General features: G+C 48.0%; 27 protein-coding genes. 13 read left to right on the top strand and 14 right to left on the bottom strand.

The window, feature by feature from the left end:
• Window positions 1–59: 59 nt before the first annotated feature.
• From HQRW_RS10335 to HQRW_RS10325, 3 genes are all read right to left on the bottom strand, one after another.
• Complete coding sequence (locus HQRW_RS10335) at window positions 60–1,151, bottom strand: hypothetical protein (RefSeq protein ID WP_149031552.1); 1,092 nt, start codon at window positions 1,149–1,151, stop codon at window positions 60–62.
• Window positions 1,114–2,310 carry an NAD(P)/FAD-dependent oxidoreductase gene (locus HQRW_RS10330; protein ID WP_014556540.1) on the bottom strand — a complete coding sequence of 399 codons (1,197 nt, stop codon included), beginning with the start codon at window positions 2,308–2,310 and terminating at the stop codon, window positions 1,114–1,116. The genes HQRW_RS10335 and HQRW_RS10330 overlap by 38 nt, the downstream gene beginning before the upstream one ends.
• A gap of 584 nt (window positions 2,311–2,894) precedes the next feature.
• Window positions 2,895–4,328 (bottom strand): NAD(P)/FAD-dependent oxidoreductase, encoded by a 1,434-nt coding sequence (locus tag HQRW_RS10325; protein ID WP_014556539.1) that lies wholly within the window; start codon window positions 4,326–4,328, stop codon window positions 2,895–2,897.
• A gap of 154 nt (window positions 4,329–4,482) precedes the next feature.
• Here HQRW_RS10325 and HQRW_RS10320 point away from each other — a divergent pair, with 154 nt between their 5' ends.
• The gene (locus tag HQRW_RS10320; protein WP_014556538.1) at window positions 4,483–5,496 is read left to right on the top strand and encodes a D-2-hydroxyacid dehydrogenase; all 1,014 of its coding nucleotides are present in this window, start codon (window positions 4,483–4,485) and stop codon (window positions 5,494–5,496) included.
• 321 nt (window positions 5,497–5,817) lie between these two features.
• On the opposite strand, the gene HQRW_RS16525 is transcribed toward HQRW_RS10320, so the two are convergent.
• From HQRW_RS16525 to asd, 5 genes are all read right to left on the bottom strand, one after another.
• Window positions 5,818–6,012, bottom strand: a complete 195-nt coding sequence (locus HQRW_RS16525; protein WP_231852309.1) for a DUF5615 family PIN-like protein — start codon at window positions 6,010–6,012, stop codon at window positions 5,818–5,820.
• Window positions 6,012–6,293 (bottom strand): DUF433 domain-containing protein, encoded by a 282-nt coding sequence (locus tag HQRW_RS10310; RefSeq protein WP_014556536.1) that lies wholly within the window; start codon window positions 6,291–6,293, stop codon window positions 6,012–6,014. Before HQRW_RS10310 ends, HQRW_RS16525 begins: the two co-directional genes overlap by 1 nt.
• Before the next feature lie 342 nt (window positions 6,294–6,635).
• Window positions 6,636–7,355, bottom strand: a complete 720-nt coding sequence (locus HQRW_RS10305; RefSeq protein ID WP_014556535.1) for a hypothetical protein — start codon at window positions 7,353–7,355, stop codon at window positions 6,636–6,638.
• 152 nt (window positions 7,356–7,507) lie between these two features.
• Window positions 7,508–9,871, bottom strand: coding sequence for an HsdR family type I site-specific deoxyribonuclease (locus HQRW_RS10300; protein ID WP_197535311.1), 2,364 nt, complete (start codon window positions 9,869–9,871; stop codon window positions 7,508–7,510).
• A gap of 152 nt (window positions 9,872–10,023) precedes the next feature.
• Window positions 10,024–11,058 carry an aspartate-semialdehyde dehydrogenase gene (gene asd / locus HQRW_RS10295; RefSeq protein ID WP_014556533.1) on the bottom strand — a complete coding sequence of 345 codons (1,035 nt, stop codon included), beginning with the start codon at window positions 11,056–11,058 and terminating at the stop codon, window positions 10,024–10,026.
• Between the two features lie 282 nt (window positions 11,059–11,340).
• Here asd and HQRW_RS10290 point away from each other — a divergent pair, with 282 nt between their 5' ends.
• Together HQRW_RS10290 and HQRW_RS10285 are read left to right on the top strand one after the other, a co-directional pair.
• Window positions 11,341–13,185, top strand: coding sequence for an acetyl-CoA carboxylase biotin carboxylase subunit (locus HQRW_RS10290; protein ID WP_014556532.1), 1,845 nt, complete (start codon window positions 11,341–11,343; stop codon window positions 13,183–13,185).
• 182 nt (window positions 13,186–13,367) lie between these two features.
• Complete coding sequence (locus HQRW_RS10285; RefSeq protein WP_014556531.1) at window positions 13,368–14,339, top strand: biotin--[acetyl-CoA-carboxylase] ligase; 972 nt, start codon at window positions 13,368–13,370, stop codon at window positions 14,337–14,339.
• A gap of 302 nt (window positions 14,340–14,641) precedes the next feature.
• Here the strand turns inward: HQRW_RS10285 and HQRW_RS10280 are convergent, their stop codons facing one another.
• Entirely contained in the window at window positions 14,642–14,923 is a 282-nt protein-coding gene (locus HQRW_RS10280; protein ID WP_049891975.1) for a hypothetical protein, read from the bottom strand.
• A gap of 306 nt (window positions 14,924–15,229) precedes the next feature.
• On the opposite strand from HQRW_RS10280, the gene HQRW_RS10275 reads away from it, so the two are divergent.
• The 6 genes from HQRW_RS10275 to HQRW_RS10255 all read left to right on the top strand — a co-directional run bounded on the left by HQRW_RS10275 (window position 15,230) and on the right by HQRW_RS10255 (window position 19,625).
• Window positions 15,230–15,868, top strand: a complete 639-nt coding sequence (locus tag HQRW_RS10275) for a 50S ribosomal protein L1 (protein ID WP_014556529.1) — start codon at window positions 15,230–15,232, stop codon at window positions 15,866–15,868.
• Window positions 15,865–16,950 carry a 50S ribosomal protein L10 gene (locus HQRW_RS10270; protein WP_014556528.1) on the top strand — a complete coding sequence of 362 codons (1,086 nt, stop codon included), beginning with the start codon at window positions 15,865–15,867 and terminating at the stop codon, window positions 16,948–16,950. Before HQRW_RS10275 ends, HQRW_RS10270 begins: the two co-directional genes overlap by 4 nt.
• 111 nt (window positions 16,951–17,061) lie before the next feature.
• Complete coding sequence (gene rpl12p / locus HQRW_RS10265; RefSeq protein ID WP_011572119.1) at window positions 17,062–17,406, top strand: 50S ribosomal protein P1; 345 nt, start codon at window positions 17,062–17,064, stop codon at window positions 17,404–17,406.
• Window positions 17,407–17,632: 226 nt separating this feature from the next.
• Complete coding sequence (locus HQRW_RS10260; protein ID WP_014556527.1) at window positions 17,633–18,994, top strand: tripartite tricarboxylate transporter permease; 1,362 nt, start codon at window positions 17,633–17,635, stop codon at window positions 18,992–18,994.
• Between the two features lie 182 nt (window positions 18,995–19,176).
• Complete coding sequence (locus HQRW_RS15140; protein WP_011572117.1) at window positions 19,177–19,356, top strand: HVO_2753 family zinc finger protein; 180 nt, start codon at window positions 19,177–19,179, stop codon at window positions 19,354–19,356.
• Between the two features lie 2 nt (window positions 19,357–19,358).
• Window positions 19,359–19,625, top strand: coding sequence for an elongation factor 1-beta (locus tag HQRW_RS10255; protein WP_011572116.1), 267 nt, complete (start codon window positions 19,359–19,361; stop codon window positions 19,623–19,625).
• Window positions 19,626–19,805: 180 nt separating this feature from the next.
• Here HQRW_RS10255 and HQRW_RS10250 read toward each other — a convergent pair whose 3' ends face one another.
• Complete coding sequence (locus HQRW_RS10250) at window positions 19,806–20,081, bottom strand: hypothetical protein (RefSeq protein WP_011572115.1); 276 nt, start codon at window positions 20,079–20,081, stop codon at window positions 19,806–19,808.
• Between the two features lie 122 nt (window positions 20,082–20,203).
• Between HQRW_RS10250 and HQRW_RS10245 the strand changes: the two genes are divergently transcribed.
• The 3 genes from HQRW_RS10245 to HQRW_RS10235 all read left to right on the top strand — a co-directional run bounded on the left by HQRW_RS10245 (window position 20,204) and on the right by HQRW_RS10235 (window position 21,722).
• Window positions 20,204–20,494, top strand: a complete 291-nt coding sequence (locus HQRW_RS10245) for a 50S ribosomal protein L21e (protein ID WP_014556526.1) — start codon at window positions 20,204–20,206, stop codon at window positions 20,492–20,494.
• A gap of 112 nt (window positions 20,495–20,606) precedes the next feature.
• Entirely contained in the window at window positions 20,607–20,963 is a 357-nt protein-coding gene (locus tag HQRW_RS10240; RefSeq protein ID WP_011572113.1) for an RNA polymerase Rpb4 family protein, read from the top strand.
• 111 nt (window positions 20,964–21,074) lie between these two features.
• Window positions 21,075–21,722: a DUF655 domain-containing protein gene (locus HQRW_RS10235; RefSeq protein ID WP_014556525.1), complete on the top strand. Its 648-nt coding sequence runs from the start codon at window positions 21,075–21,077 to the stop codon at window positions 21,720–21,722.
• A 188-nt stretch (window positions 21,723–21,910) separates the two neighbouring features.
• Here the strand turns inward: HQRW_RS10235 and purF are convergent, their stop codons facing one another.
• The 4 genes from purF to HQRW_RS10225 form a co-directional block, all read right to left on the bottom strand.
• Entirely contained in the window at window positions 21,911–23,896 is a 1,986-nt protein-coding gene (gene purF / locus HQRW_RS10230; RefSeq protein ID WP_014556524.1) for an amidophosphoribosyltransferase, read from the bottom strand.
• Window positions 23,897–24,026: 130 nt separating this feature from the next.
• Window positions 24,027–24,155: a hypothetical protein gene (locus HQRW_RS16730; RefSeq protein WP_269448457.1), complete on the bottom strand. Its 129-nt coding sequence runs from the start codon at window positions 24,153–24,155 to the stop codon at window positions 24,027–24,029.
• 448 nt (window positions 24,156–24,603) lie between these two features.
• Complete coding sequence (locus HQRW_RS15135; RefSeq protein ID WP_011572110.1) at window positions 24,604–24,780, bottom strand: 50S ribosomal protein L37e; 177 nt, start codon at window positions 24,778–24,780, stop codon at window positions 24,604–24,606.
• Entirely contained in the window at window positions 24,777–25,010 is a 234-nt protein-coding gene (locus HQRW_RS10225) for an LSM domain-containing protein (RefSeq protein ID WP_014556523.1), read from the bottom strand. Before HQRW_RS10225 ends, HQRW_RS15135 begins: the two co-directional genes overlap by 4 nt.
• A 583-nt stretch (window positions 25,011–25,593) precedes the next feature.
• On the opposite strand from HQRW_RS10225, the gene HQRW_RS10220 reads away from it, so the two are divergent.
• Window positions 25,594–26,946 (top strand): ribonuclease J, encoded by a 1,353-nt coding sequence (locus HQRW_RS10220; protein ID WP_011572108.1) that lies wholly within the window; start codon window positions 25,594–25,596, stop codon window positions 26,944–26,946.

Here is a 26,946-nt window from a genome sequence, read left to right as displayed (position 1 = left end):
GCATAGTGTACGAATTCCAATACAGTTTACACCTATTTACCGTATTATTGTCAATGTATTTATATTATGTCAGGCAAATATATTTCAATTAACATGAAGAGAATTGGAAGGATAATTGACCCCGCAAGTCGAGTGAGGACACTCAGTTGGAATGGATATAGATTGACAGAATCATAGTTTTCATACTTTTTTTGAAGACGTTGTAATTCAAGCCGTCTGTTTAATTCTGTGACATCATCAACCTGGGGCACATCCATATTCTCTTCAATTTCAATATATTGCTGGCGAAGGTCCTCAAGAATCGAGTCTCGATATTCTTGAGCCCGACGATTGACAATAGCTGTTGGGTATATGAAAGAGATGAGAATTGAGAGAACGTATATTCCTGCAATTACGAATATGACCGATGACATACCTCCAGCCGATGAAAAGTAAAACAATAATGGAAGGAATAACGAACCAGATGAATATAGGAGCGTAGTCCGCACTGAGACGTAGCCAACAGTACTGAGACCACCTAGACCGTCTGGATGCAGCGGATCAATCTCCAGTTTGTATTGCGTAACTTCTCGGATAAGAAGAATAGTAGTTATTGGTCCGATAAATCCATGACCCAGCACACCACCGACATAGCCCGCATAAGCATAAGTTATCCATAAAAATATCTCTCCACTCCCGGACATACCTTGTGCTCGAAGAGCAGACTCGCTTACGAACACGATTACTATCGCAGCACCACCCCAGAGAAGTGAGACTGAGGCTCGATGTTGAGCAAAGAAGTTGTTATACTTTTTAGCAAGATACTGGCGTTCCTCTAAGTCTGAGATTATCTCAAACAGATCGTCAAAAAACCCTGGTAGCACCCGTTCATCATAGTACCAAATTAGAAACGGCGCGATATTAACCCAAAATAGTCCAAGTGCAGAAGCATACACAAACGAAAGTGACATTGACTCCCAATGTAGAAATGTAAATATGAGTGCAATGATATCCCAGACAAGAGTGAATTTTAGAATACTGGCAATAATCGGGCGTTCAATCCCTAGTAATCCATCCTCAACATGTCTACTCACCCAATGAGTATTATAATCAAACTTCATGTTTGATGTAGTATCATGCTTGCGAATACTCCCAAGAATCTGTATACGCATTGAGGACTCGTCCAACCATCCCACGGTCTGCGATTAATCCTGCAGCAGTGCGTGGATGTTTCAACAATCTCATAACAACACGGTGAGGTTGCCGAGTAATGTCATCAATCGTGAGCCCTTCAATAGCCTCTGCAACACTAGCCAGAAGCTCAGGATTTTCATGCTCAACCCAAGCGCCGCGCATAAGATGCGCGAGGCAGTATTCTGATTTCATGCTATTGAATAACTGCGTGGTATATTTTTCTTCCTCTCCATTTATGATAAGATCACTAAGTAAATACGCTGACCGAACTCCTTGACAAATTCCTTCTCCCTGATATCGGTTTGCGATGCCAGCCGCATCACCGACTAAGAAGACACTGTCTTCGGGTATGTGCGTATCCTCAGGATCCAAACTTGGTCCACGAGGAATTGTGTATATATTTACATCATCCTGATCAGGAACCGGAAACCCATTACGCTGAGCTGCAGCCTCTAAGGCGGACATATAATCGTCTGGTCGTTCGTCACCAGCCCATCCAATGCCAACGTTTGCGCTATGATCAGACTTTGGGAATGACCATGAATACCCTACATAACCCTCAAAGAATATTCGCGGATAGTCAAGATATTCGTCAAAGTCGCCTTCGACAGTCGCATTTAGTGCAATCATATCACCCGTGTAATCACCAGTCATATCTCGAATCTTATGTGTTAGCGAGGGTTGACCGGTTGCATCAATCACATAGTCATATTCATCTATAATGTCCCAATATTCGGACGTGGTTACGGACGATCCGGTTTTAAATGAAACATCTTGATTGCTGAGTTTGTCTGCCCATTGAGCTTCTATTGTATCGCGATCACAAATGTAGCCAGCGTCACATTGTAGATTCGAGATACCGAGTGGTGACTCATTACTATCTCGCCTCGTTCCTGTATATACTTGAAGTTGAAACCCGTCGACATTATTTAGAAAGCCATTCTCTTTTGTTTTCTCTAGAGGGATCAGCGTAGAATCATTGATTGCCTCACCACAGTCGACACGTTTCTCACTATATTTTTGACGTTCGAATATCCTGATATCACCGATACAATCAGATTCAGCTAGTCCTGTGGCTGCTGCAAGTCCAGAGACAGCTCCACCTAGGATCGCTACATCCTGTTTATTGGACTCCATTCTATGCATAATGTTGGATACCATGAGTTTATATTTGGTGGTGGATATAATTTCAGATATATAACATTTGTACAACAAATATAATTAATCTCCGATATTTTCAATCGCAGAAATATATTTACTATTCGATAAAATCATATAACCACATGTACCAGCAACTTAGAGTCAGTATGAAGATCAAGGATCGATTAACTCTAATGTGGGATTTAGCATCTCCCCGCAAATACAATACTTGTAATTGATAATCAAGATATCTCAAATTTTCATATAATATTGTTTGTGTCGCCCGAGACACTAACGACCGGCATCATCTTTGGGCGGCATGCCACATCAGCCGGGAAACCCTCGTGTCAGGCGGTCCGTTTGGGGTACAGACAAACCCATGTATGTTACACACCCGGGTTCGCCGTCTGTTCATCGCTCCTGTAATAGGAATACTCGGACGGGGACAAAGGGTGCGTATTATCAATAGATATTCACTGCTAATGGTCGTTGTGTCTTATCTCTCAGATCACTCGACAGATGCATATCGCATGTGAAGCACTCCGATCACGGTGGCGCGGAGAACTCGCGCTGCTTTCCATTTAGACTACGTACTCCGATTCGCGGATTTGAACGTATCTATCATTTCGATAGCGGAATTTCGTTCGTTTATATCTGGTTAGAAGCCGGGCAGCACCAATCCCCGCAGTGAGATTATTAATATCCAGTAATTTATATTTCGTAGAGTCATCGAGCAGTGATTGTGCTGTTTTGAACGCCCAATCCCAGTCGTCTGGCTCATACTCACGGACAATATCAGCCATTGCAACATTTCGAAGAATCTCATCACCAATAGCGTCCTTCCACCGATCATTGTATGATTCGAGCTCGCCTGTCGCAGCGACTTCACCTGCAATAGCACCTGTTCGCATCGCTGTATGATCGCCACCCTCGTGAAATGCCGACGTCGTTCCCATTGCTCCACCGACAACTAGAATACCTGCTTCTGCTGGTGAATCAATTGGGCGTGTTGATGAAATCGCATATGTTTCAGTCCCATTATCTTTGCCACGACTTTCGACGAGGGGGAAATCCTCAGGGATATCATATCGGTCACCATATTCCTGTTTAAGAAGGCGTTCGATATACTCACTTCCACGCGGAAGTTGCTCATCATCAGCATTGAGTAATGGATATGAATCCGGGTCAGAAACCTCATCAAGTGTCAGCCCAATCGGCATTGTCAACCCAATTCGTGCAATGTTTCCATCATTCGGGAAGATCCATGGATACGCTGTGTGTCCGGGCATATGTCCCCACCAAAACAGAATCGAGCGTGAAACCTCCTCAGCAACCGCAGCAGGCAACTCACGATGTTCTTGATATGCAATATGATTTGCATCACGGGTCGAGAGTCGGTCGGTCACATCAAATGAGAGATATGTATCGAGAACGCGATTCGTCACCTGTCGCTGTGGTCCATCAGCGAGAATAACGACTGAGGCACCAATATTGGTATTATCAGCAAGTTGAATTGTATGTCGTGGTCCTGCGTTCGTGGCATGGGAAACATCGGCTGCGACACCACCATCTGTCGCGGTAACTTGATTCGCGCTTGTCTCGACATCTCGGACGGCGGTCCCAACACGATAGGTAGCACCGGCATCCTCAGCGCGCTCACGAAGGAAATCATCGAATCGTGCACGATGCATGCAAAATCCAAAATTATCATATGAGGAGTCAATTCCCGTTGACTCAAGGGTCAGAGACTCCGTCGGTCCGATAAATGTCGCCTGATCAAGTTCATCAAGAATTACATCATCAGGAAACTCCTCGGGGTCAATATCCATAATATCCACCCAATAATCAAGAATTCCCGCGGCATCAGTCGAATCTGGACCGAGTTGACCTGGTCGGTCTGCACGTGGGACACCGCGCTCAAGGACCACCGCAGAGGCTCCATTCACAGCAGCCGCACGCGCAGCCGCTGCGCCCGCTGGACCTCCCCCGATAACAGCAACGTCGAATCGCTCCATATACATATTATAGCGTCTGGACGGATATTAAACACCGTGACTGTAAGCCTGTGTCTACCCATCGAGTGAACGTCTTATGATACGATGCAAGATCATTCACAGAGCCGATGAGCAATAACTGATATATTCTGGTCACGAGTACGCCTGTATGTTGATGACAGATGTAATCGATACGAACACCTCTAATCCGGGCATTGTTGTACTCAAACAGAAAATACATGGGCTCCCTGCTGAAGAGTACGCTGAGTGTTTACGCGAGCGCTTGCCTGATCGAACAGTCACGCTCGCTCAGACTCCCGTCGAGGAGCGGGAATTACTCGCGAATGCGGAGATTGTTACTGGATATTCACTTCCAACAGGCGTTTCTCTCGGACCAGATCATGATGTATCAACAGACGACCCAGTTGTTGCAAATAATCTCTCACTTTTCGGCTGCGTATACGCTGGGACAGGTCATCTCCAGACAGAGGCATTTGAGACTGCAGATATTGCCGTCACAAATGCCTCGGGTGTCCACGGTCCGAATATTTCTGAGCATGTTATTGGCGGTATTCTCTCATTTGCTCGACAATTCCACCTTGCATGGCACCGCGGTGAACGCAGCGAATGGCGGTCATTTCAGTCATATGAACTCAAGGGATCAACCGTTTGTATACTCGGTCTTGGAACAATCGGAATGGCAGTGACGAAGCGATTAAAACCGTTTGATGTGCATACCATTGGGGTTCGCTACTCGCCTGAAAAGGGTGGTCCAACAGACGAAGTTGTCAGCTTTTCAGATGCTGCGGTATATGACGCACTTGCACGTTCGGAATACGTTGTTGTTGCTTGCCCACTTTCAGATCTGACGGCTGGATTGTTTGATGCAGAAGCATTTCGCACAATGCCACCGGAGGCTGTATTAATCAATATTGCCCGTGGTCCGATTGTTGATACCGATGCACTTGTCAGAGCAATTCAAACAAGTGAAATCCGTGGTGCATTACTTGATGTGACGGATCCAGAACCGCTTCCATCATCACACCCGCTGTGGGACTTTGAGAATGTTCTTATCACGCCACACAACTCAGGTCATACACCACAGTATTGGGAGCGACTCGCAGATATTGTTGCAGAAAATGTCCGCAGATTTGATACCGACGACCCACTGCAAAACCGCGTCATCTAAAAACCAGCGTACAACTTGCGTTAAACAAATGCGCCTTCTCCCGAGGCCTCGCCATCACCGTTCCTCGGGAATTAACTACCACCAGACCTTCTAATGGCTATTCTATGTCTGAATTTGGACCGCAGGAGAATCAAGTGTCACTTTCAGCCGTGAACTGCATGTCTTCTCCCTTCGTCACAGCCAATTCCTGCTGACGTATTCGAGGGTCACGTCGGACTGGTCGAGGTACTGCGACATCTCGTGAACGGCGTTCCCCACCTCGCGCGTAGACAGCGTCTGGTCCCGTTGAAAGAGGACACCTGCCGTGTCCTCGATGTCCAGTTAGGTGAAGAAGTCGTCGTCCTGCGTGAGGATCAGACGGTCGTGACCGCGGGCGTACCGAGCGATCGGTCCGTCGTCGGTACCTAATCCGAGTTCGGCGACATCGTCGAGTCGTTCGACGTCGTGACCGAGTTTTCGCAGATAATTGACTGTCGCCCGCTCAACGTTCTCGTCTGCGAGGATTCGATACGCCATCAGTCGCGGACGTCGTCAGGGTCGGTGGTGAGATGCTTGTGGTCCTCGACTGCCTCCTCGCGCTGGCGTTCGACGGCGCGCATCTCTTCCGGGTGGTCGTGGTAGTACGTGAGTGCCCTGTAAACATCCGCCACATCGATATCGTGACGGTCGGCTACCGTCCGCGGTTCGAGGCCGCGGTCCTCGACCTGCGTTTTGATGAACTGGACGGTGATCCGTCGGCCTTCGAGGTGTGGCTCGTCGTGTAGTTCCTGCACGATCCGCCTCGAAACCTGGCTCATACGATTCATATGCCGGCATCGTACTTGAACGTCGGGTTCGGGGTGGCTTCGGACCTACTTGAGCAGCGAGATCGAGTGCACAGGTGAGGTTGAGATGATTCCCGGCGAGAGCGTCGTGGAGACGCTCGTGAAGCTGACAGGTGAGAATAATGTAATTGTGTTGGGGCCCACAGTGGATTCTACTCTCACGCAACTTCTGTCGGGCATGGTTCCAGCCGACCTCGCAGAACGGGGTGACTGCCGAAGACGAGATCGGTTTCGGCTTGCGGTCGTTAAGGAAAGGGTGGGCATTTACTGTTGTTCGTGACCTCGTTCAAAGTTTAGTTGCCAACAACGACCGTATCAGCGGCGAAGACCTCCAGACACTGTATCACCTGTGCCAGAATACGGATGATGGCAAATCAATCGACGAGCGCGAAACTCAATCACGTCTTGAACCAGGCCCACAAGTTGACCAACATCAACCGCGTTGATCGGGAGCAGGACATCAACTACCTGATCATGTCGTAGCCCTGAATCCTCTTGGATTTCAAGCAAATCAAGCAGACGCTGTGCAGTTATTACCCGCATTCGATCACGGTACTGCGACCCAAGCACTGTCTGTGATACCGTCTCTACATCCCCTTCTCCGATTACATAGAGTCCGTAGACTTGCTCACGATTAACCTCATGCTCATCAACGAATTGTGCCATGTACTCACCTGCTTGCCCGGGATCGATCGAATAGGCAGTGTTCGTCTTTGTTTCCACCACCAGGTGCGTATCATCATCAGTCGCTGTCGAAATCCAGTGTCCATCATATCCAATCGTGTCACTCCGACCCTGATACACACCGTACTCAATTTCAAACCCGAGTCGGCGTCCGAAATTGTTGACGAGGTCCTGTAACGCTTTGTTGTGGTACGGTTCGCTCCCGTTGATTGCTTCCTGCAGATACGCTTCGATCTCTTCAGTCGTGGTTTGTTCGTCCTCGATTATTTCCCGGAATTGCTCACTGGCCCGAGACCCATCTGTCCAGTCGCCAGCGAGGTTCACAATCCGATCCAACGTGAGTTCAACCATGCTCTACCGTTTCAAAGGTCACACATATAGGAGTTCATCTGTATTCAAATCGATCTATGCTGTAACTCCACTCTAGAACTCGTATGGTGTAGATGTTAGCAGACCGGAGTGCGATGGTCGGGGCGTCTTCAATTGAGGGTTCAGAGACCTGTCTACGAATGTGATACTGTCGATATATCCCCGTAAAGCGCCTCAGCTTGGTGGACAATCGGTTCTACGAGAGGATTGTATTCACTATGAGAGAGTCCGTTTTTCCGGAGCAGCCCTTTTACTCGCGTCTTCAGCTTCGATCGCATTGCTTTGCGGTTCGTCCAGTCGATATTTACATTCTCTTTCAGGAGTTCACACACCTCTTGGGCGATCTCCTGAAGTTGTTCATCTTCAATTTTTGTCTCAGTATTTGTCGCTATCGCATCATAGAACGCTAACTCCTCTGCTGAGAGTCCTAACCGTTCTTTCCGACGGTCCTCCTGTTGAAGCTCGTCCGCGTAATTCCGAAGCTCTTCGATCACTTCCTCTGTCGTCAAGAACTGGTTGTTGTATTCGTTGAGTGTCTCCTCCAGTTCCTCCTCGAAGGACTCGTACTTCGCCAGATTCTGCTGCTTCCGAGTTGAGATCTCGTTCCGGAGCAACTTCTCAAGCATCTTCACCTGTAGCTCGGGTTCCTCCACACGCTCAACGTCGGAGAGGAACTCATCACTAACAATCGGTTCCTCTGACTTCCACTTATCGAAGCCCGCGATGGACACCACATCATCAGCAGTCACTCCCTCTGCGATCAACTTCTTCATCGCTGAGTCTAATTCATCATCTCCAGTAGAGCCCCCACCCCCTATGGATCGGATACTGTCTCGTACTGCCTCGAAGAATAGTACGTCAGACCGGATCTCGCTAGCTGCGTTATGGGGCGTTGCCAACGCAAAGGCCCGCTTGAGTTCCGCGACAGCCTGCATGAATTCCTCTTGCTTCTCTTCGGTAGCAATAACCTCACTCTCAGCACGATGGATGAGGCGAGACAGTTCGAGTTCGCTGAGTTCCTGCCAGCCCTCGTAATCAACCCGTGAGAGGTATCGAGAGACCTTGTGATGCTTCTGTTGCATCACTTCCACAGCAGTTTCGACATCGACCATCGCCATCTCCTGAATGTCGGACGTGTACTTGTCCAGTGCTTTGCGTAAGTCCTCAGCAATCCCGATGTAGTCAACCACGAGCCCCCCTGGCTTGTCCTTGTAGACTCGGTTCACTCTCCCTATCGTCTGAAGCAGGTTGTGATTCTTCATCGGCCGGTCGATGTAGAGAGTATGCAGCGGTGGGCAGTCGAAGCCAGTCGTCCACTTATCGCAGACAACGATGATTTTGAGCGGATCGTCCGGATCTTTGAACCGACGTTTGAGTTTCCCCTCGTTCGGCGGATCGTCGATGTATTCTTCGGGCTCCGAGATGACCACCCCCACTTCGGGAGAGTCAGGCTGCTGTTCGATGTAGCGCTTGTATTTCACCGCAGCCTTCCGGCTAATGGACACAACCATTGCCTTCCCCTCGATTTCACGGTCGTTGTAGTGTTCAACTATGTCGCCGGCGATTTTTTCGAGACGATCATCAGCAGTCTCGATGATCCGACGAAGGGTAGTCCACTTCTCAACGAGCTGATTCTCAAGTTCCTCGTCACCCGAATCGAGCAACTCTCGTACTGATTCGCTGATCGCCTCCTTATTGAGCTGGAGTTTCGCAAACCTGGATTCGTAGTAAATCGGGACGGTAGAACCGTCTTCTTCAGAGCGATCGATAGTGTACTGGCTGACGTACTCACCGAACGTCATCCGGGTTGCATTGTCCCCATCGTGAATCGGAGTGGCAGTGAAGCCGATGAAGGAGGCATTAGGGAGTGCATCCCGGAGGTTCTCCCTCAATTCTTTCGTCTGTGACCGATGGGCCTCGTCTGCCATCACAATCACGTCCTCACGCTCGTTGACGACCGGATGCTGGCGTTCGTCGTCTTGAGTCTGGAATTTCTGTATGGTGGTGAAAATCAGACCGCCAGCCTGGCGATCCAGTTTGTCGCGCAGGTCGGGGATAGTATCAGCCCAACTCACGTTGTATCCCGCATCGCTGAATGTGTGTGTGATCTGCTCATCCAGCTCGTTCCGGTCTGTAACAACCACGAACGTCGGGTTGCCGAAGTCGCTGCTCCGACGTATCTTCCGAACGAAATAGACCATCGAGAGCGATTTTCCAGAGCCCTGTGTATGCCAGTAGACACCGATACGGCCCAAGTCGTCTCCTTGGGTTTCCTTCGCGCTTTCGACCGCTTCACGGACTCCATAGAACTGATGATACCCTGCCAGCATCTTCACCGGCTGGCCATCTTTCTCGCTGAAGACGATGAAGTTCTCTATGAGATCCAGAAGACGCTCTTTGTCGAATACACCCCTGAGAAGAACCGCGTCATATGATATTTTAGATATTTTAGCCGCACTAGTTCTATATCTTTCCCTGAGCCAGTGAATAGAACCCACACTCGTCGCTTATTGAGTAGAAATAGAAAATATCTTCAGATATGCTTATTTTTGATGTGAGCACTCAGAAAGGGTCTATTCAACCGATGATGAATAACCACTCTTTGGAGTTCATATCACATCCGGTGAAATTCCCCGATTAATACGCTATTTTACACCCATCCGGCGTCGACCAATAATTCACCATTAAGCAGTGACGCACCCGCGGCTCCGCGGATAGTATTGTGTGCAAGACAATTGTATTTCAATCCAGCATCCGTCACCGTCACCCCTCCAGCAGATATCTGCATACCATTACCCCGCTCACGATCAAGTCGTGGCTGCGGTCGACTTGGGTCATCAAATACATGGATTAACTGATCAGGCGAGGACGGGAGATCTGCGCCAGGAACTGACTCCATCGCATCGATGGCTTCCTCAGCACTCACATCTGCTGTTGTCTCCGCGAAAACATTCTCGAGATGTCCATCAAGCGTTGGAATCCGATTACAGGACGCCGCGACATCCATCTCATGTAGCGAAACTGAGGCGCCGTCAAACTCACCAAGCAATTTCCGAGATTCTTGTTGCATCTTCGGTTCCTCACCACCGATGTATGGGATTGTGTTATCGATAATCTCCATTGATGTCACCCCAGAGTATCCTGCTCCCGATACCGCTTGAAGTGTTGAAACACTCACTGATTCGAGTCCAAATTGATCAAGCGCAGCAAGTGTTGGTACCATCGTAATCGTCGAACAGTTTGGGTTCTTCACAAGAGCCCCATCCCATCCTCGATTATCACGTTGTACCTCAATGAGATCCAGATGTCCAGGGTTGATTTCTGGAATTGTCAATGGAATATCCGCTGACATCCGGTCATTTGAGGAATTCGACGAAACAACATATCCCGCCTCAAGAAACGCTGGTTCAACATCAGCAGCAACGTCAGATGGTAGTGATGAAAACAGGAGATCAATATCGTCAGAAATGGCACCTGGTGTTGTCGATTTGACTGTCATTGACCCGATATTCTCGGGGATCGGTGTATTGATTCGCCATTTTGCCGCATTAGAGTATTGTTTTCCAACACTCGACTCTGAGGCAGTGAGTGCTGCAAGCTCGAATGTATCGTGGTTGGTAAGTAATTTGATGAACCGCTGTCCGACTGCACCTGTTGCACCAAGGATTCCAACGCGAACTGTCATACTGAGAGTCTGGGTGTCACTTACATAAGGCGGTTTGGATTTCTCTGCACTGAGTTGGCTGAATACATTCTAGCGGTCTATGACGGGTTTTCATTGATGTAACAACTGAGATGATTGATGACGGATATACACGTGAACACTGGTGAATGCAATAATATAATACTGATATTACGAATCGTCTCAAAGAAAATAAAAAACAAGCAATCTGGAATCACTAATTAATCTCTTTTGCTAATATAAAATCGATACATAAAGGTAACCACTGCGGATAATCTGGCGTATATGTTCAATAAGGTTCTCGTTGCTAATCGGGGAGAGATTGCCGTACGGGTGATGCGTGCCTGTGATGAATTAGGTGTTCAGACAGTCGCTGTCTACAGCGAGGCTGACCGAAACGCCGGACATGTTCAATATGCAGATGAAGCATACAACATTGGTCCAGCACGGGCAGCTGACTCATATTTAAATCATGATGCGGTTATTGCCGCCGGTAATCAGGCGGGCGCAGACGCAATTCATCCAGGATATGGGTTTTTAGCGGAGAATGCAACGTTCGCTGCGGCTGTTGAGTCAACTGATATGACGTGGATTGGTCCAAGTTCGGATGCAATGGCACAACTCGGTGAGAAGACGAAAGCCCGATCACTCATGCAATCTGCGGATGTGCCTGTTGTCCCAGGAACCACGGATCCAGTTAAATCAGCCTCTGAGGTGGAATCAATTGCGGCGGAATATGGGTATCCAGTCGCAATCAAAGCAGAGGGTGGTGGCGGGGGGCGTGGACTGCAAGTTGTTCGTGAGACTGATGATGTCGAATCACAGCTAGAGACAGCCCAACGAGAAGGTGAGGCGTATTTTGATAATGACTCTGTGTATGTTGAGAAGTACTTAGATGAACCTCGACATATCGAAGTGCAAATCATTGCTGATCATCACGGCAATGTTCGACATCTTGGCGAACGTGATTGTTCGCTGCAGCGGCGTCATCAGAAGGTCATTGAGGAAGCACCTTCACCTGCATTGTCACCGGATTTACGCGATGAAATCGGCGAAGCAGCTCGTCGCGGCGTTCAAGCGGCGGCGTACACCAACGCTGGAACAGTTGAGTTCCTCGTTGAGGATGGGGAGTTTTATTTTATGGAGGTCAACACGCGTATTCAGGTTGAACACACCGTTACTGAAGCAATCACAGGTATCGATATCGTGAAATGGCAACTGCGCGTTGCCGCGGGTGAACCGCTTTCTTTTGAGCAATCCGATGTGATAACTGACGGTCACGCTATCGAGTATCGAATTAACGCTGAGAGACCTGACGCAGATTTCACACCAACCACAGGCACGCTCACAACATATGACCCACCAGGTGGAATTGGTGTCCGAGTTGATGATGCCGTTCGACAAGGTGATAGTATCGGTGGTGATTATGATTCGATGATTGCAAAAGTTATTGTTAGCGCTAATAACCGGGCAGAGTGTCTTGCCCGCTCTGAGCGTGCACTCGCCGAGTTCGACATTGACGGCATTGAAACAATCATTCCGTTTCATCAATTCATGCTTACCGATGAGCGGTTCTGCAACGGAGAGCATACAACAAAATATCTTGATCACGAACTTGATCCTGAACGCATCAAGCGTGCTGTCGAACAACGAGGTGGTTCGACGTCAGATGAGCTATCGAGTGATGATGTAGGATCGAATGATACGATTGAACGTGCATTTACTGTTGAGGTGAATAATAAACGATTTGACGTGACGCTCACTGAGGAGACAGCCCCGGAAGTTCCACTGCCGGATCTGGAGAGTGACGCGTTTGAAGCTGCAAGTAGCGATTCGAACTCCCGCTCAACACGCTCTCGCCCAGACGAGGCGTTGACCGATACCGAAAATGATGCCTCTACCGTCGCCGCCGGTGATGGTGAGGAAGTGAGTGCAGATATGCAGGGGACAATTCTCTCAGTTGAAGTCACTGAAGATGACACAATCGAGGCTGGTGATGTCGTTTGTGTGCTCGAAGCAATGAAGATGGAAAATGATATTACCTGTGAGCGTGGTGGAACTGTCTCACAAGTGTGTGTCTCAGCGGGCGACAGTGTCGATACCGGGGATCCAATTGTTATACTTGAGTGAATTGTATATGAATCTCTCCACCCAATCCACACTTCAAATACTGAGAGATACTGACAACAACGGTAACGGAGTTAATTTTACTCTGGATGTAATAATGGCATCTATTACGGCTATCGTTTCGCTCACTAGTGTGATAAGTAATTGAACTAAAATAAACACCGAGTCTCGAAACATATCAATCAATGAATAAAACACGATCTCGCCTTATTGAGATGCTACATGATAGCTCCGCTCCTATGAGTGGACCAACACTCGCAACTCGTCTCAATATATCGCGGGCAGCTATCTGGAAGCATATTGAGGCGCTTCGTGATGCTGGCTTTGAGATTGACAGCGGTCCTGATGGCTATTATGTAGCCAGTGTAACAGGATATAATGGACCAGCAATCACATTTGGACTTGAGGCATCATATCGGATTGAGTATGCTGACCAATATGAGAGTACAAATGACCGCGCTCGAGAACTCGCCAAAATGGGTACCACCGATGACGTTGCTGTTGTTGCTGATGCCCAAACGGGTGGTCGCGGTCGTCTTGATCGACAATGGTCATCTCCGAGCGGTGGTATCTGGGTGAGTCTTCTTCTTCACCCTCACTGCTCACCAGCGGAACTCCCGGTCTATACATTTGCCGCTGCCGTTGCTGTTGTCCGTGCAGTCCAACAGTGTGGAATCGATGTGAACATCAAATGGCCAAATGATGTACTTCTCTCCCGTGATACTCCAGGCATAGATCCGTCTGATGGCCGAAAAATCGCCGGGATTCTGACGGAAACCGCAGGCGAAGCAGATCAAGTCTCATGGCTTATCGTCGGCATTGGCTTAAACGCTAATGTCGATTCGACAGCGCTCCCTCCTGAAGCGACAAGTCTTCAATCAGTCATTGGGGCGGTTGACCGGCGGGCACTTCTCCAACGATTACTCAACTCATTTGCCGAACTCACAAATCCAATTGATTTAGACAATATCATACATGCATGGCGAACACACAGCACAACGCTTAATCAGCGAGTACGCATCACAACCCCCAGAGAGACTATTGAAGGAATTGCTGTTGATATCCAGACTCCTGGTGCGCTTATTGTACAGACCAATAATGGAATAAAAACCATTCATGCAGGTGACTGCGAACATCTCAGATCCACGGACAAATGAGGAGCCAGTTACGATACCAAGATCCACATCCAAGTAATATCGGGGACATTCCAAAACAAGGATACCACTGCTGATTCTCCGTTGAATAAGTATATATCATAGTATCAATGGACGCTAGAGAGAACAATATAAACCCCCTCGTAGAAACCTCATCAGAAATATCCATAGATAGATACCACGAATATCCTCCGGCACTTTGTGATTGCTAGCAAACTGGTATAGTCTGCTACTATCCGCTACCCGAGAATGTCGGATTACCCGTCATGTATGGGATAATACGTATGTGCGCTGAGTGATCGTTTTCAGTTTGTGTCGCCACCATCGGTTAGTGGTCGTCCACCTGCTGTGAGAACACCGTCTGCGAGTTCACGTGCTTCTGCCACAGAGGGTCGAGTACCATTATCAAATTCAGCACTGAGTCGCTTAACGACAGACATTACATCTGAGAGGTCGCCGCTATCAATCACATCAGCAAAGACGTCTTCATACGCGTTTGCCTCCCAATGACTAATCGCATAATCGTATTGATCCGTCTGTGTGGTAACCGCATACCGAAGTTGCCGTGTTGCATCGGACGGGTGCATGATTATTATCATAATCCACTCATACTAAAAGGTACTCGGACTCGGAATCGAGTTAATTGCCTCAATTTTAATCTTGTAGCGGGGTGTCACCGTTCTTAGCTCAAGGAGCGTATGTATACCAACCCCGTATGGACGTCGGATAATATCCCAGAAATATCATAATCAAGCGTCTCTAGGCTCGATACGTCATATCTCGTGCGCGCTTCGACGGACTTAAAAAGCAGATGTTCCTTCATCTTAATGAGACAGGCAGATGCCTGTTTCACTGACCCGTAGCAGCAATCCTGCGTACTACGGAGGTGAATAATGGCAGATACGATAACTGATGCAGTCTCTCGCGCGATTGATGAGGCACCGACACGGAACTTCCGTGAAACGGTTGACCTCGCTGTCAATCTTCGCGATCTTGACTTAAACGATCCGTCGAACCGTGTTGATGAGTCTGTGGTCCTGCCCGCTGGAACCGGTCAGGAAACACAAATTGTTGTCTTTGCAAGTGGCGAAACCGCCCTTCGAGCTGAGGATGTCGCTGATCAGGTACTCAGCGGAGACGAACTCGAAGAGTTAGGTGATGATGACGACGCTGCAAAGGACCTCGCAGACGAGATTGATTTCTTTGTTGCTGAGGCAGGCATGATGCAAGATATCGGTCGATTCCTTGGGACCATTCTTGGTCCACGTGGAAAGATGCCAACCCCTTTGCAGCCCGATGATGATGTTGTTGAGACGGTTAACCGAATGCAAAATACCGTCCAGATTCGCTCACGCGAGCGTCGAACATTCCACACCCGTGTCGGTGCTCAGGACATGGACTCTGAGGAGATCGCTGACAATGTCGATGTTATTATCCGTCGACTTGAGGCGACTCTTGAAAAAGGTCCATTAAATATCGACTCAATGTATATTAAAACGACAATGGGACCGGCTGTCGAGGTGCCTGCATGAGCAATAGTGCTACCGCAGCCGCGCGCAGAACCGATACAATTCCTGAGTGGAAACGTGAGGAAGTTGATGAACTCGTTTCTTTCATTGACCAGTATGATTCCATTGGGATTGTCAATGTCGCTGGAATACCAAGTCGGCAACTTCAGAGTATGCGCCGTGACCTCTATGGAAGCGCCGCAATACGGATGAGCCGAAACACACTCACTACCCGTGCGCTCGAAGAGGTTGCTGATGGCTGTGAGGAACTTACTACGTTCGTTGCTGGACAAGTTGCGCTTGTCGGCACGAATGACAATCCATTTGGATTGTACAAGCAACTTGAGGCATCAAAGACACCAGCACCAATCAGTGCTGGTGAGGTCGCACCAAATGATATCGTTATTCCTGAAGGCGATACAGGTGTTGACCCTGGACCATTTGTTGGGGAACTTCAGCAAGTTGGCGCATCTGCACGGATTATGGATGGGTCAATCAAGGTCACTGAGGAATCACAGGTGCTTGATTCCGGAGAAGAAGTCTCCAGTGAGCTTTCAGGTGTTCTTGCTGAACTTGGAATCGAACCAAAAGAGGTCGGTCTTGATCTTCGCGGTGTCTTTGCTGATGATGTTCTTTTCGAGCCGGATGAGCTTGAATTAGACATTGACGCATATCAAAGCGACATTCAATCGGCTGCTGCAGGAGCACGCAATCTTTCGGTCAATGCGAGTTATCCGACCGCACAAACAACACCGACATTGCTCGCAAACGCCGTAAGCGATGCAAAAGCACTCGGTGTATCTGCTAGTATTGAGGATCCAGCAGTATTACCGGATCTCATTGCAAAGGCAGACGCACAAGTGCAGTCAATCGCAGCGAATATCGATGATGAGGATGCGCTCCCAGAGGAGCTACAGGATATTGAAACGCCTGTTCAGCCGGATGCATCATCAACGACTGATCAAGATGTAGATCAAGAAACGAATGCGGGCTCTGATGCTGATAGTGATGAGTCTGCAGATGGTGATGATGAGGCGGCTGATACTGACGACGATGATGACGATGACGATGACGGTGCTGAAGGTCTTGGTGCGATGTTCGGCTGAATCCACAGATAGACAAACAGCCACTTATCTCATCACACGTCGTGCCGGCACACAGACATCACACAGAAGATAAAATAAAATCACGAATATCACAAAACGAGGAATACGAAAATGGAATACATTTACGCAGCTCTTACACTGAATGAATCAGGCGAATCGATTACCGAAGATGCCGTCACAGAAGTGCTTGAAGCAGCTGGAGTCGATGTTGAGGACTCCCGCGTCAAAGCGCTTGTCGCCGCACTTGAAGATGTCGACATTGAGGAAGCCATTGACACGGCTGCCGCAGCCCCCGCTCCTGCAGCAGGTGCTGGTGCTGCAAGTGAAGCTGAAGTTGAGGATGAAGCTGATACCGACGAGGAAGAACCAGACGAGACAGAGGAAGAAGAAGCCGATGAAGCAGATGATGAAGATGATGAAGCCTCTGGCGAAGGGCTTGGTAACCTCTTCGGCTAATAAAACCTGGTAACAGTCATTTCTGGTTGTAAACCGAGCTAACCGCTGTCAATCGCCGTGATGGCATGTGCAGTATATACAACAGGTATCTCGGGGCTTGATGATGTGCAGTCGATATCTACACCCACGCTTATTTTAATAATATCACAGACCGTTAGATCCTGACATATCCTAATGAGTGGATAGAATAGGTTGATGTAGTAATCCGTCAGCAATCCTCATTACTGTGACAGTTATACCCGCTGTAGAATCATCATTAATATCAATATCAATATCAGCCTCAACCTCAGCCTCGACAGCGACGTTACCAATATTTCTGCCACTGGCAATTGAGGGGTCTCACATCACCGCAGCAGCGGCGATTCTTGGATATGCATGTCTTGGTGCAACACTTGGCACTTGTACAGGGCTTGTTCCAGGATTCCATGTTAACAGCGTTGCATTTTTACTTGTTGGGATTGCGCCAACACTTCCAGGCTCACCCGTCGCTGTCGGTGCAGCTGTTCTTGCAGGCGGTATTGTACATACATTTCTTTCTGTTGTCCCCGGGCTTGTTCTTGGTGTCCCTGAGGCGGCGACTGCACCCGGTGTTCTCCCTGGACATCGGCTTGTACTCAATGGCTGTGGGCATGAAGCAATTCGATTATCAGCGCTTGGAAGTGCAATTGCTTTGATTGTTGCAGTAACCCTTGCACTTCCACTGTCATGGATAATCTCCGCTGGAGAGCAGCATCTGCGATCGGTTCTTCCGGCGCTCTTGATTGGCGTTGCGCTTGCGCTTGCTGGGACTGAATCGACATGGAAAGCTCGTATTGGTGGTCTTTGTTGTGCTGTTCTTGCAACGGGATTCGGCATTCTCACGCTTGATTTGCCTGCTGCAGGACCAATTGCCCCACCTGGAGCTGAGTCAATGCTTGGACCAATCTTTGCAGGATTGTTTGGCACGCCAGTACTATTAGATGCACTTGGGAGCGATGGAGAAATCCCCCCACAACAACGAAGTGCTGTCGGACTTTCAGGGAAAAAAACAGTGCGAGCAGCACTTGCTGGTGCTGGAGGTGGAGCACTTGTTGGGTATCTTCCAGGGGTTTCAGCCGGAGTGGCAGCGACACTTGCACTTGGGGGAGCAGGCGGTGAGACTGATGCAGATGAGACAGATCGACCATATGTTGTTGCAACAAGCGGGGCTGATACCGCGACAGCTGTCTTCGCCGTTGCATCATTAGTTGTGTTGGGGTCACCACGTAGTGGCGTAACGGTGGCGCTTTCAACACTTGGAGAAGTGAGTGGTGAGGCACCAGCCGGTCTTCTCACACTACTGTTGATTGTTATCTTTGCCGCATCACTCGGTATCGTGCTGTTAGTGACTGTTGGTGAATGGTATCTCACCGTTGTTCGACGTCTACCACGTCAGCCGCTCGTCGGCTGTGTATTGATATTTATTACCGGGCTTGCAGTCGGATTTGGTGGTCTTCTTGGTGGTGCTGTGTTTTCTCTCTCAACGCTTATTGGGCTCATTCCACCACGTATTGGCGTCCGTCGTGTCCATCTCATGGGTGTTTTGCTGGGGCCCGTTGCACTCATGTGATTATCCATTGTTGATATCGAACAGTCGTTTTGATGAATTCCTTGATAACGATGATATCTCATCTATTTCCTCATTACTTTCTCACGAAGTGCAGCTGTTGGCTTTATGAACTGCGAGCTGTGAGTGTTTCAGGAGTGATGAAAAGAAACGGTTAAACCTCACTGGCTGGTCTATAGGAGTATATGAGTCAGTCCGACCAGCGACACGCCAGACAGTGTGTGTCCTGCGGTATCAACATTTCTGGGATGAGTGCTGCTACGTTCGATTGCCCAGAGTGTGGGTGTGATATTTCACGATGCTCGAAGTGTCGAAAGCAAAGCAATCTGTATGAATGTCCTGATTGTGGATTCAGAGGACCCTAGCAATGGGAAAGGTAGCTGCAAAGATCAAGGTCATGCCAGACAGCCCTGATATTGATCTTGATGAACTCCAAGAACGACTTGAACAATCGCTACCAGAAGGCGCGAAAATAAATGGGTTTGAACGAGATGACGTAGCGTTTGGGCTCGTTGCACTTCTTCCGACAGTCATTGTCCCGGATGACGCCGGTGGGACCGAGGCTGTTGAGGAGTCATTCGGCGACGTCACTGGTGTCGAAAGCGTTGCCGTTGAGAATGTCGGTCGCATCTGATGCAATGATGTGCGCGCAGCACTGTAGTGGACACTGAACTCTACGCAATTAGCCACTCACCAGTTTCACGTTCGCTCCTTTTTCATCTTTCTTCTTTCTTGTTTTCACTTCTCATGCGCACTGAATCGAATGTGTGTATAGGAATTCATATTTAATGTGCTCAGAGCCAGGTTTGATCTATTAGCCTTGACGCCACAACATCCCCAAGCCAACGACTGGTGATAGAATAAACCCGACTCCGAGTCCGACGAATAACGGCACAGCTCCGTCGACTGGGAACGCCCACATTCCAATGACTCCACCGACTGCGCCAATTAGGAGTGCTGCTGAGACGCCGAGTCCAAATGTTTCAACTTTTGAACTTGAATCATCGTGCATTGCTTCTCCGGTATCTTCAGTATGTACAACGGTCTCGCCAGGAAGTTGCTCGGTCCCGCCTGCGTAATCTTGCGCCATGGTTACGTTATATTACAGCGGATGGCTTAATTTTTGCTTGCGGTTTCCCCACATTCAACATGCTATTAGATTAGCCACGGAACGTGCGTTTTATACATTTGTCGAGGATAGAACCAACAATAATGCCAAGTTCGAACGGTCCAATGACTGGAACTCGCGATAAACTTTCGAACTCCCCGCGCGAACGAGGGATGTCACCACCTCAGCGAGCGATTCAAGAATATGATGAAGGACAAAAAGTCCACCTTCGAATTGACCCAAGCGTTCGTGAAGGTCGATTCCATCCCCGGTTTAACGGTCATACTGGAGAGGTAACTGGAAAACAAGGACGAGCATTCAAAGTTAAGATTATTGACGGTGGAAAAGAAAAAACGCTCATCGCGCGCCCAGCACATCTCCGCGCTCAAGAATAAGACATGAGCGTGCGACGATACGAATGTTCACTCCGCTCTCACACTGATCTCATAAATCCTGATCATACCATAGCCTTCGCTGCCATCAATATCACAGCTACCCTCAATACACATGACAATTTTTAAAGAAAAACTCGATGATGACTATCAGACCGTTTCAGAAGTCAAACTATTACTTCAAAATATTGAGGCCGAACGTGCTGCTGAGGCTGACCGTGACCTTCGATATGAACTCGCGCGTGCCATCGAACATGTAAATAGATTTGCTGATCTTGATCCGTCAGATTCACGCGAACTTGTTGATGAACTACTCACTGAGGAGAAAGTCGATGAACCGACAGCAATCAAAATTGCTGATCTCCTTCCACAGGATCGCGATGAACTTCGCGCCGTCTTTGCTCAAGAACGATATGCGCTTAATGGCGACGAACTAGATGCAATCCTCAACACTGTCAAGAAGTACGCCTAAAATAATCAGCATAACGACATATTACGATACTGAGTGGATGATGTTGGTGCATCCAATCTGCTTCCTGCCTCATTATTTAAGTGTACACTCGGCGTACATATTGTTATAATCATGACCGAGAGCCAGGACGCCGACGCTAATTCCGTCGATAAGTCGGATCAAAGTGACGGTCGTAATACGAGTGCGGACGCTGAGACAGATATCCGGCATGCGGTTATTCTTGATCATCTGCCACATGGGCGCGCTGACAATAATCGTCCGCGACATCAGCGTGACCCACTGGCATATGGCCTTGGAGAACGCGATTTCCGGTTATATGAGTTGACGCTTGATGCAGACGCAGATATCGATATCTCAATTGGTGATCGTGTTGTTGTTGGTCCGACTGAAGCCCGTGAGTTGGTCGATGAGTTTCGACAAATAAGCTATGCAGACCTATCCAACACCGCACAGAACGAGGTTGAGTACGCGGTTGAGGACATTATCAAAACAAACGAACGTCGATTTGTCGACTTCTATAACGATGCTCAACCAATCACGCTTCGACTTCATCAATTGAACCTACTTCCAGGGATTGGCAAGAAACTTCGAAACAATATCCTTGATCAGCGAAAGCGTGGACCGTTTGAAAGCTTCGATGAAATAGAAGAACGGGTAGCAGGGCTTCATCATCCGTCTTCTGTACTCAAGGATCGAATTCTTGAGGAGCTGCACGAGGACGATTTGAAATATAATGTTTTTGTCGCACCAAGTGAATAAACTATTTCACCCTACTCGCTCCCTCATGCGGTGCGCTCGGTCGCTCCTTGAGGACTCCTCTTTCAGCCTGTTAAATTACAGATTAATGATATAATATAGTCCAATTTCCGATACGAAAGAATTCATCATAGTATGTATGAGTCTATTTCTATCGAAGAATACGAAATAACTCATGCATCTGTTATTTATTAATCATCAGCGCGCGCTGGCTCACCATCGGATGCAGTTTCCTGTTTTGATTCATTTCCTTGATTTGTTGCGTCTGCCCCTGTATCGGGTCCAGCGATGACTGGTCGCGTGACATCGCGGTCACTATCCTCATTATCAATATCGTATGGATATGAGCCTGTGACACATCCAAGACAAAGATCCGAGCGATGTTCACCAAGCACGTCTGCAACCGCATCAACAGAGAGATATCCCAAGCTGTCAGCATCAATTTCTGCGCGAATCTCCTCAGTCGATTTATCAGCAGCAATGAGTTCATCACGTGAGGCCATATCAATTCCCATATAACAGGGAGCAATAATCTGTGGAGCGCCAATCCGAACATGGACCTCAGACGCACCAGCATCGCGGAGAAGTTGAACAAGTTGCCGTGATGTTGTTCCTCGGACGATACTATCATCGATAATTGTCACTGATCGACCTTCAACAGTGCTTTTGATTGGATTCAGCTTTAGCCGGACAGCGCGTTCACGCTCATCCTGCGTTGGCATAATAAATGTCCGACCGACATACCGATTTTTCATTAATCCCTCAGCAAACTCAATCGCATCGTCATTTGTACTGGTTGTCTCTCGAATATCACCATCAGCAGTCGTTTCATTCGCCGCATCGGCATATCCTGAGGCAAACGCACGACCTGAATCGGGGACAGGCATAACAACGTCTGTCTCAACTCCTTGTTCAGCCCATAGTTTTCGACCAAGATTCCGTCGCGCTTCATACACAAGTGTCTCATTGATTACTGAATCTGGTCGGGCAAAATAAACATGCTCAAAGAAGCAGTGTGCCGTATTTTGACGATCAGTGAGTTGATATGACTCAAATCCAGAGCCGTCAGCATCAAGTACAACAAGCTCGCCCGGTCGGACATCCCTAACAAGCTCACCATCAAGCGTGTCAATCGCAGCAGACTCTGAGGCAACAACATATCCATCCTCAACCTCACCAATACAAAGCGGGCGGTTCCCTTCGGGGTCACGGACAGCAAGCACAGTCTCATCATGCATAATAGTCAGTGCATATGACCCGTGAATTCGCTCCATGGTTTGCTTGACAGCACGAACGAGATCTGCCTCAAGCAGGTTGCGAGCAAGTTCGTGCGCAATGACCTCGGTATCACCATCTGAGGTAAATGCGTGACCGAGTGACTCGAGTTCATCGCGAATCTCATCCGCATTAACAAGATTCCCATTATGCGAAAGCCCAAGCGAGCCAGATTTGAATGAAACAGAAAATGGCTGTGCACAACAGGCGTTGACACCGCCAGAGGTTGGATACCGAACATGCCCAATCCCCGTTCCGCCTGCGAGCGTGTTGAGATCTGACTCATCAAACGCATCACCGACGAGCCCCATCTCTACGTGGCTGTGTTGTTGGAATCCATCGTGCGTGACAATCCCTGCAGACTCCTGTCCACGGTGTTGTAACGCGTATAATGAGTAATATAGGGGTCGTGCAGCACGACGGTCCGTGAGTGCAACACCAACAACACCACATTTCTCGGTTGGTCCGGACCCCGAATTTGTCTGTCTCTGTGTTTGTTGCTTATCTTCTGAAGAGCTAATTTTCGACGGTTGTGAAATCGGGACTGACGTCCCCGAATTAAGTGATGATGCTGATTTTAGATCGGTCGTTTGATCGATTGCATTGCTGTGGTTATTATCCGCATTATGATCACTTTCATTCCCAGTCTTAATTTTAGTCTTAATCTCAGTCTTAGTCTCAATCTTATCGTCTGTACTAATATCGTCACGATCTGCTGATAGTTGAGATAGTACTTCAGAATCTAGTTCTTTGGTTTTATGTGCGCCTGCGTCTGCGCCTGCGTCTGCGTCTCCGCCTGTCTCCGCGTCTGGATTAGCGTCCGGTTTTGTTTCGGATTTCGATTCCGTTCCTGACTCTATCGCACGTCCGGGTGTGGGGGTCACGTCCCGCCCGTCAGACATACATAATTGTACAATCGCTAGGGGCTAAAAACCCGTTCATATGCTGTCTTCGACCATCAGATGAGGATAATATATGCATGATCATGCATATGTATAGTCAATCAGTATTATAGCGTGGTTTATTCATGATTCAATTGAATATACCAGGGATATGATGAGTCACGATGGTGTAATCGACTTTCATCTTCGATATGGTACAGACCACAACGGCATACACATTCGGCGTCTCTGTCTGCTCTTGAATCGTCCATGTACGCATATCATGTATCTCGGCAATAGGTGTACCGTTCAAAAAAGTCAATTTACGGAAGTATAAGAAGAAGACCCCGCTGTGGGGACGAATCCAACAGTCGATGACATAACCCACTGAGCTTGGAATCCTCGCGTTTTCGCGCCGGGAGGATGTCAATACTCATCCGATTATGAGACTAGCGGCAAATACAATATGGCATGATATTGATTCGAGTTTTAATCATCGAATCGTACCCGATGAGCTGGGATGTGGACGCCTACCTCAATCCAATGAGTAGTTCAGCATATTCCCAATATCCCCGAATTTGATCTCCAGATACGATCAGGGATGACGGCACATCAAATTATTTCAGTATAATTACAAATAGATTTCTCTACTTATTAGGAGAGTATACATATTCAACCTCTCAGTTAGTTATTGAATGTCCTTTGAAGGCGTCACAGAAAAAGTGTATTCAGTTATCGCCAGTCTTTGAACTCCACTCATAATCACGTCGTTTTGCGGATTTCCCAAAGCCACAGGACGAGCAGACCTTCTTTTTAGTATGGTAGGATTTCTCCCCACATCGACGACACTTCACATGCGTTGTCGTGTTTTTCTTCCCTTGACTTGGAGTACCAGCACCAGTCATACGTTAATTGTAACGATGTTATCGCCGCGTATAATCGTTGTGTCTTCAACTTCTGTGACATCTAACGCACCGGGATCCACAGTCTCAGACGCCATCGCCGGGTCAAGCACAGCGTTCATATGCTGATCATATCCCGCAAGTGTGCCATAATAAGCACTTCCGTCTTTAAGTGTGATAGTGACAGTATCATCAAGCGCAGCTTCAAGAACGTCAAGAGGTCGTCCGCTCATACCTGATGCCGTTCAGTATCGATAATAAATGTGCCGAAGGAACCTGAGCGTCTTATATATACATATTAATTAGCTATGTCGTAGTATATTCAATATTAACAGTGGAGTTGACCCACGTAGTTTTTACCATGTGGTCAAATATATACTACTACCAACGCTCCCGCGGGTAAGTGCGCTAGAACGGTTTAGTGCACGCGGGACCGACGACCAACGTGCTGTAAGACGCCGGGGCCGATCGATCCCACATCGTGCCGTAATGCAGTATCACAGTATCGCGTGGCGTGTAGTGTCGAGATGAACCATCAGTTGTCAAACTCATGCATATGCTTCGGATGACTTCATATCAACACATGTCCGTATTTGATCCTGCCACTGCAGACCAGTGGGCTATCTTCGATTATCATCGAGATGGAACATGTGGTATACTGAATATACTGCTGCAGATTATAATCACGACCACGAGTATGAGTACGAGTATGAACACAAATACGAACACGAACAGATAATTAGACGATAACGAAGACGGGAGCATTTCAGTGAGCACTTTCGCCACAATAGTGGCTTTCGATGCTCGGATTCAATTATGGAAATCGAAATTGCAACAATCGGCGGATATGAAGAAGTCGGTCGACAGATGACGGCTGTCCGAACAGGCGACGATATCGTCATCTTTGATATGGGGCTGAATCTTAGTCAGGTCCTCATCCACGATAATGTGGAGACCGAAACGATGCATAGTCTTGATCTAATTGACATGGGCGCAATTCCAGATGATCGGATTATGTCCGATCTTGAGGGTGATGTGCAAGCAATCGTCCCAACTCATGGTCATCTTGACCATATTGGCGCGCTTTCAAAGCTTGCCCATCGATATGACGCTCCAATTGTCGGCTCACCATTCACGATCGAGTTAGTAAAACAACAAATTGACAGTGAAAATAAATTTAATGTTAATAATGACCTGCTGAAAATGTCCGCAGGCGAAGCAATGTCGATTGGTGAGAGTGGGAATGTTGAACTTGAATTTGTTCATGTCACACATTCGATTATTGATGCGATCAATCCAGTCATTCACACACCTGAGGGAGCCATTGTCTATGGTCTTGATAAACGCATCGATCACTCACCAGTCTTAGAGGATCCTATAGATATGAAACGGTTCCGCGAGATTGGACGTGAGGATAATGGTGTTCTTTGTTATATTGAGGATTGTACGAACGCGGGTCGAAAGGGACGCACTCCGTCTGAGTCACATGCTCGGTCTCATCTTGAGGACACAATCAGATCAATCGAAGATTATGATGGCGGAATCGTTGCAACGACGTTCTCATCACATGTGTCTCGTGTCTCATCGCTTGTCGAATTTGCAAAAGATATTGACCGACAGCCCGTACTTCTCGGTCGGTCGATGGAAAAATACTCTGGAGCTGCAGAACGACTTGGATTTGTTGACCTTCCAGATGATGTTGGAATGTATGGTCATCGAAAGTCTGTTGATCGGACATTTAAACGCATCATGAAAGAAGGCAAAGAGAATTATCTCCCAATCGTAACCGGTCATCAAGGTGAGCCTCGAGCAATGCTTACACGAATGGGACGTGGTGAAACGCCATTTGAGCTTGAAAATGGTGATAAGGTTATTTTCTCTGCACGAGTGATTCCTGAACCAACGAATGAAGGTCAGCGCTATCAATCTGAACGCCTTCTAAAGATGCAGGGTGCGCGAATTTATGATGAAATCCACGTCTCAGGTCATCTACGCGAGGAAGGACATTATCAGATGCTTGATGCGCTTCAGCCACAGCATATCATCCCAGCTCATCAAAATCTTGAGGGGCTGTCGCCATATGTTGACCTCGCTGAGTCACAGGGATATGCACTCGGTCGCGACCTCCATGTGACGCGTAACGGCAATATTGTTCAGCTGGTGGGGTAA

Origin of the sequence: Haloquadratum walsbyi C23 (assembly GCF_000237865.1) — an archaeon.
In the GTDB taxonomy this organism is placed as follows: Archaea; Halobacteriota; Halobacteria; order Halobacteriales; family Haloferacaceae; genus Haloquadratum; species Haloquadratum walsbyi.
This window is presented reverse-complemented; position numbering and strand designations above follow the sequence as displayed.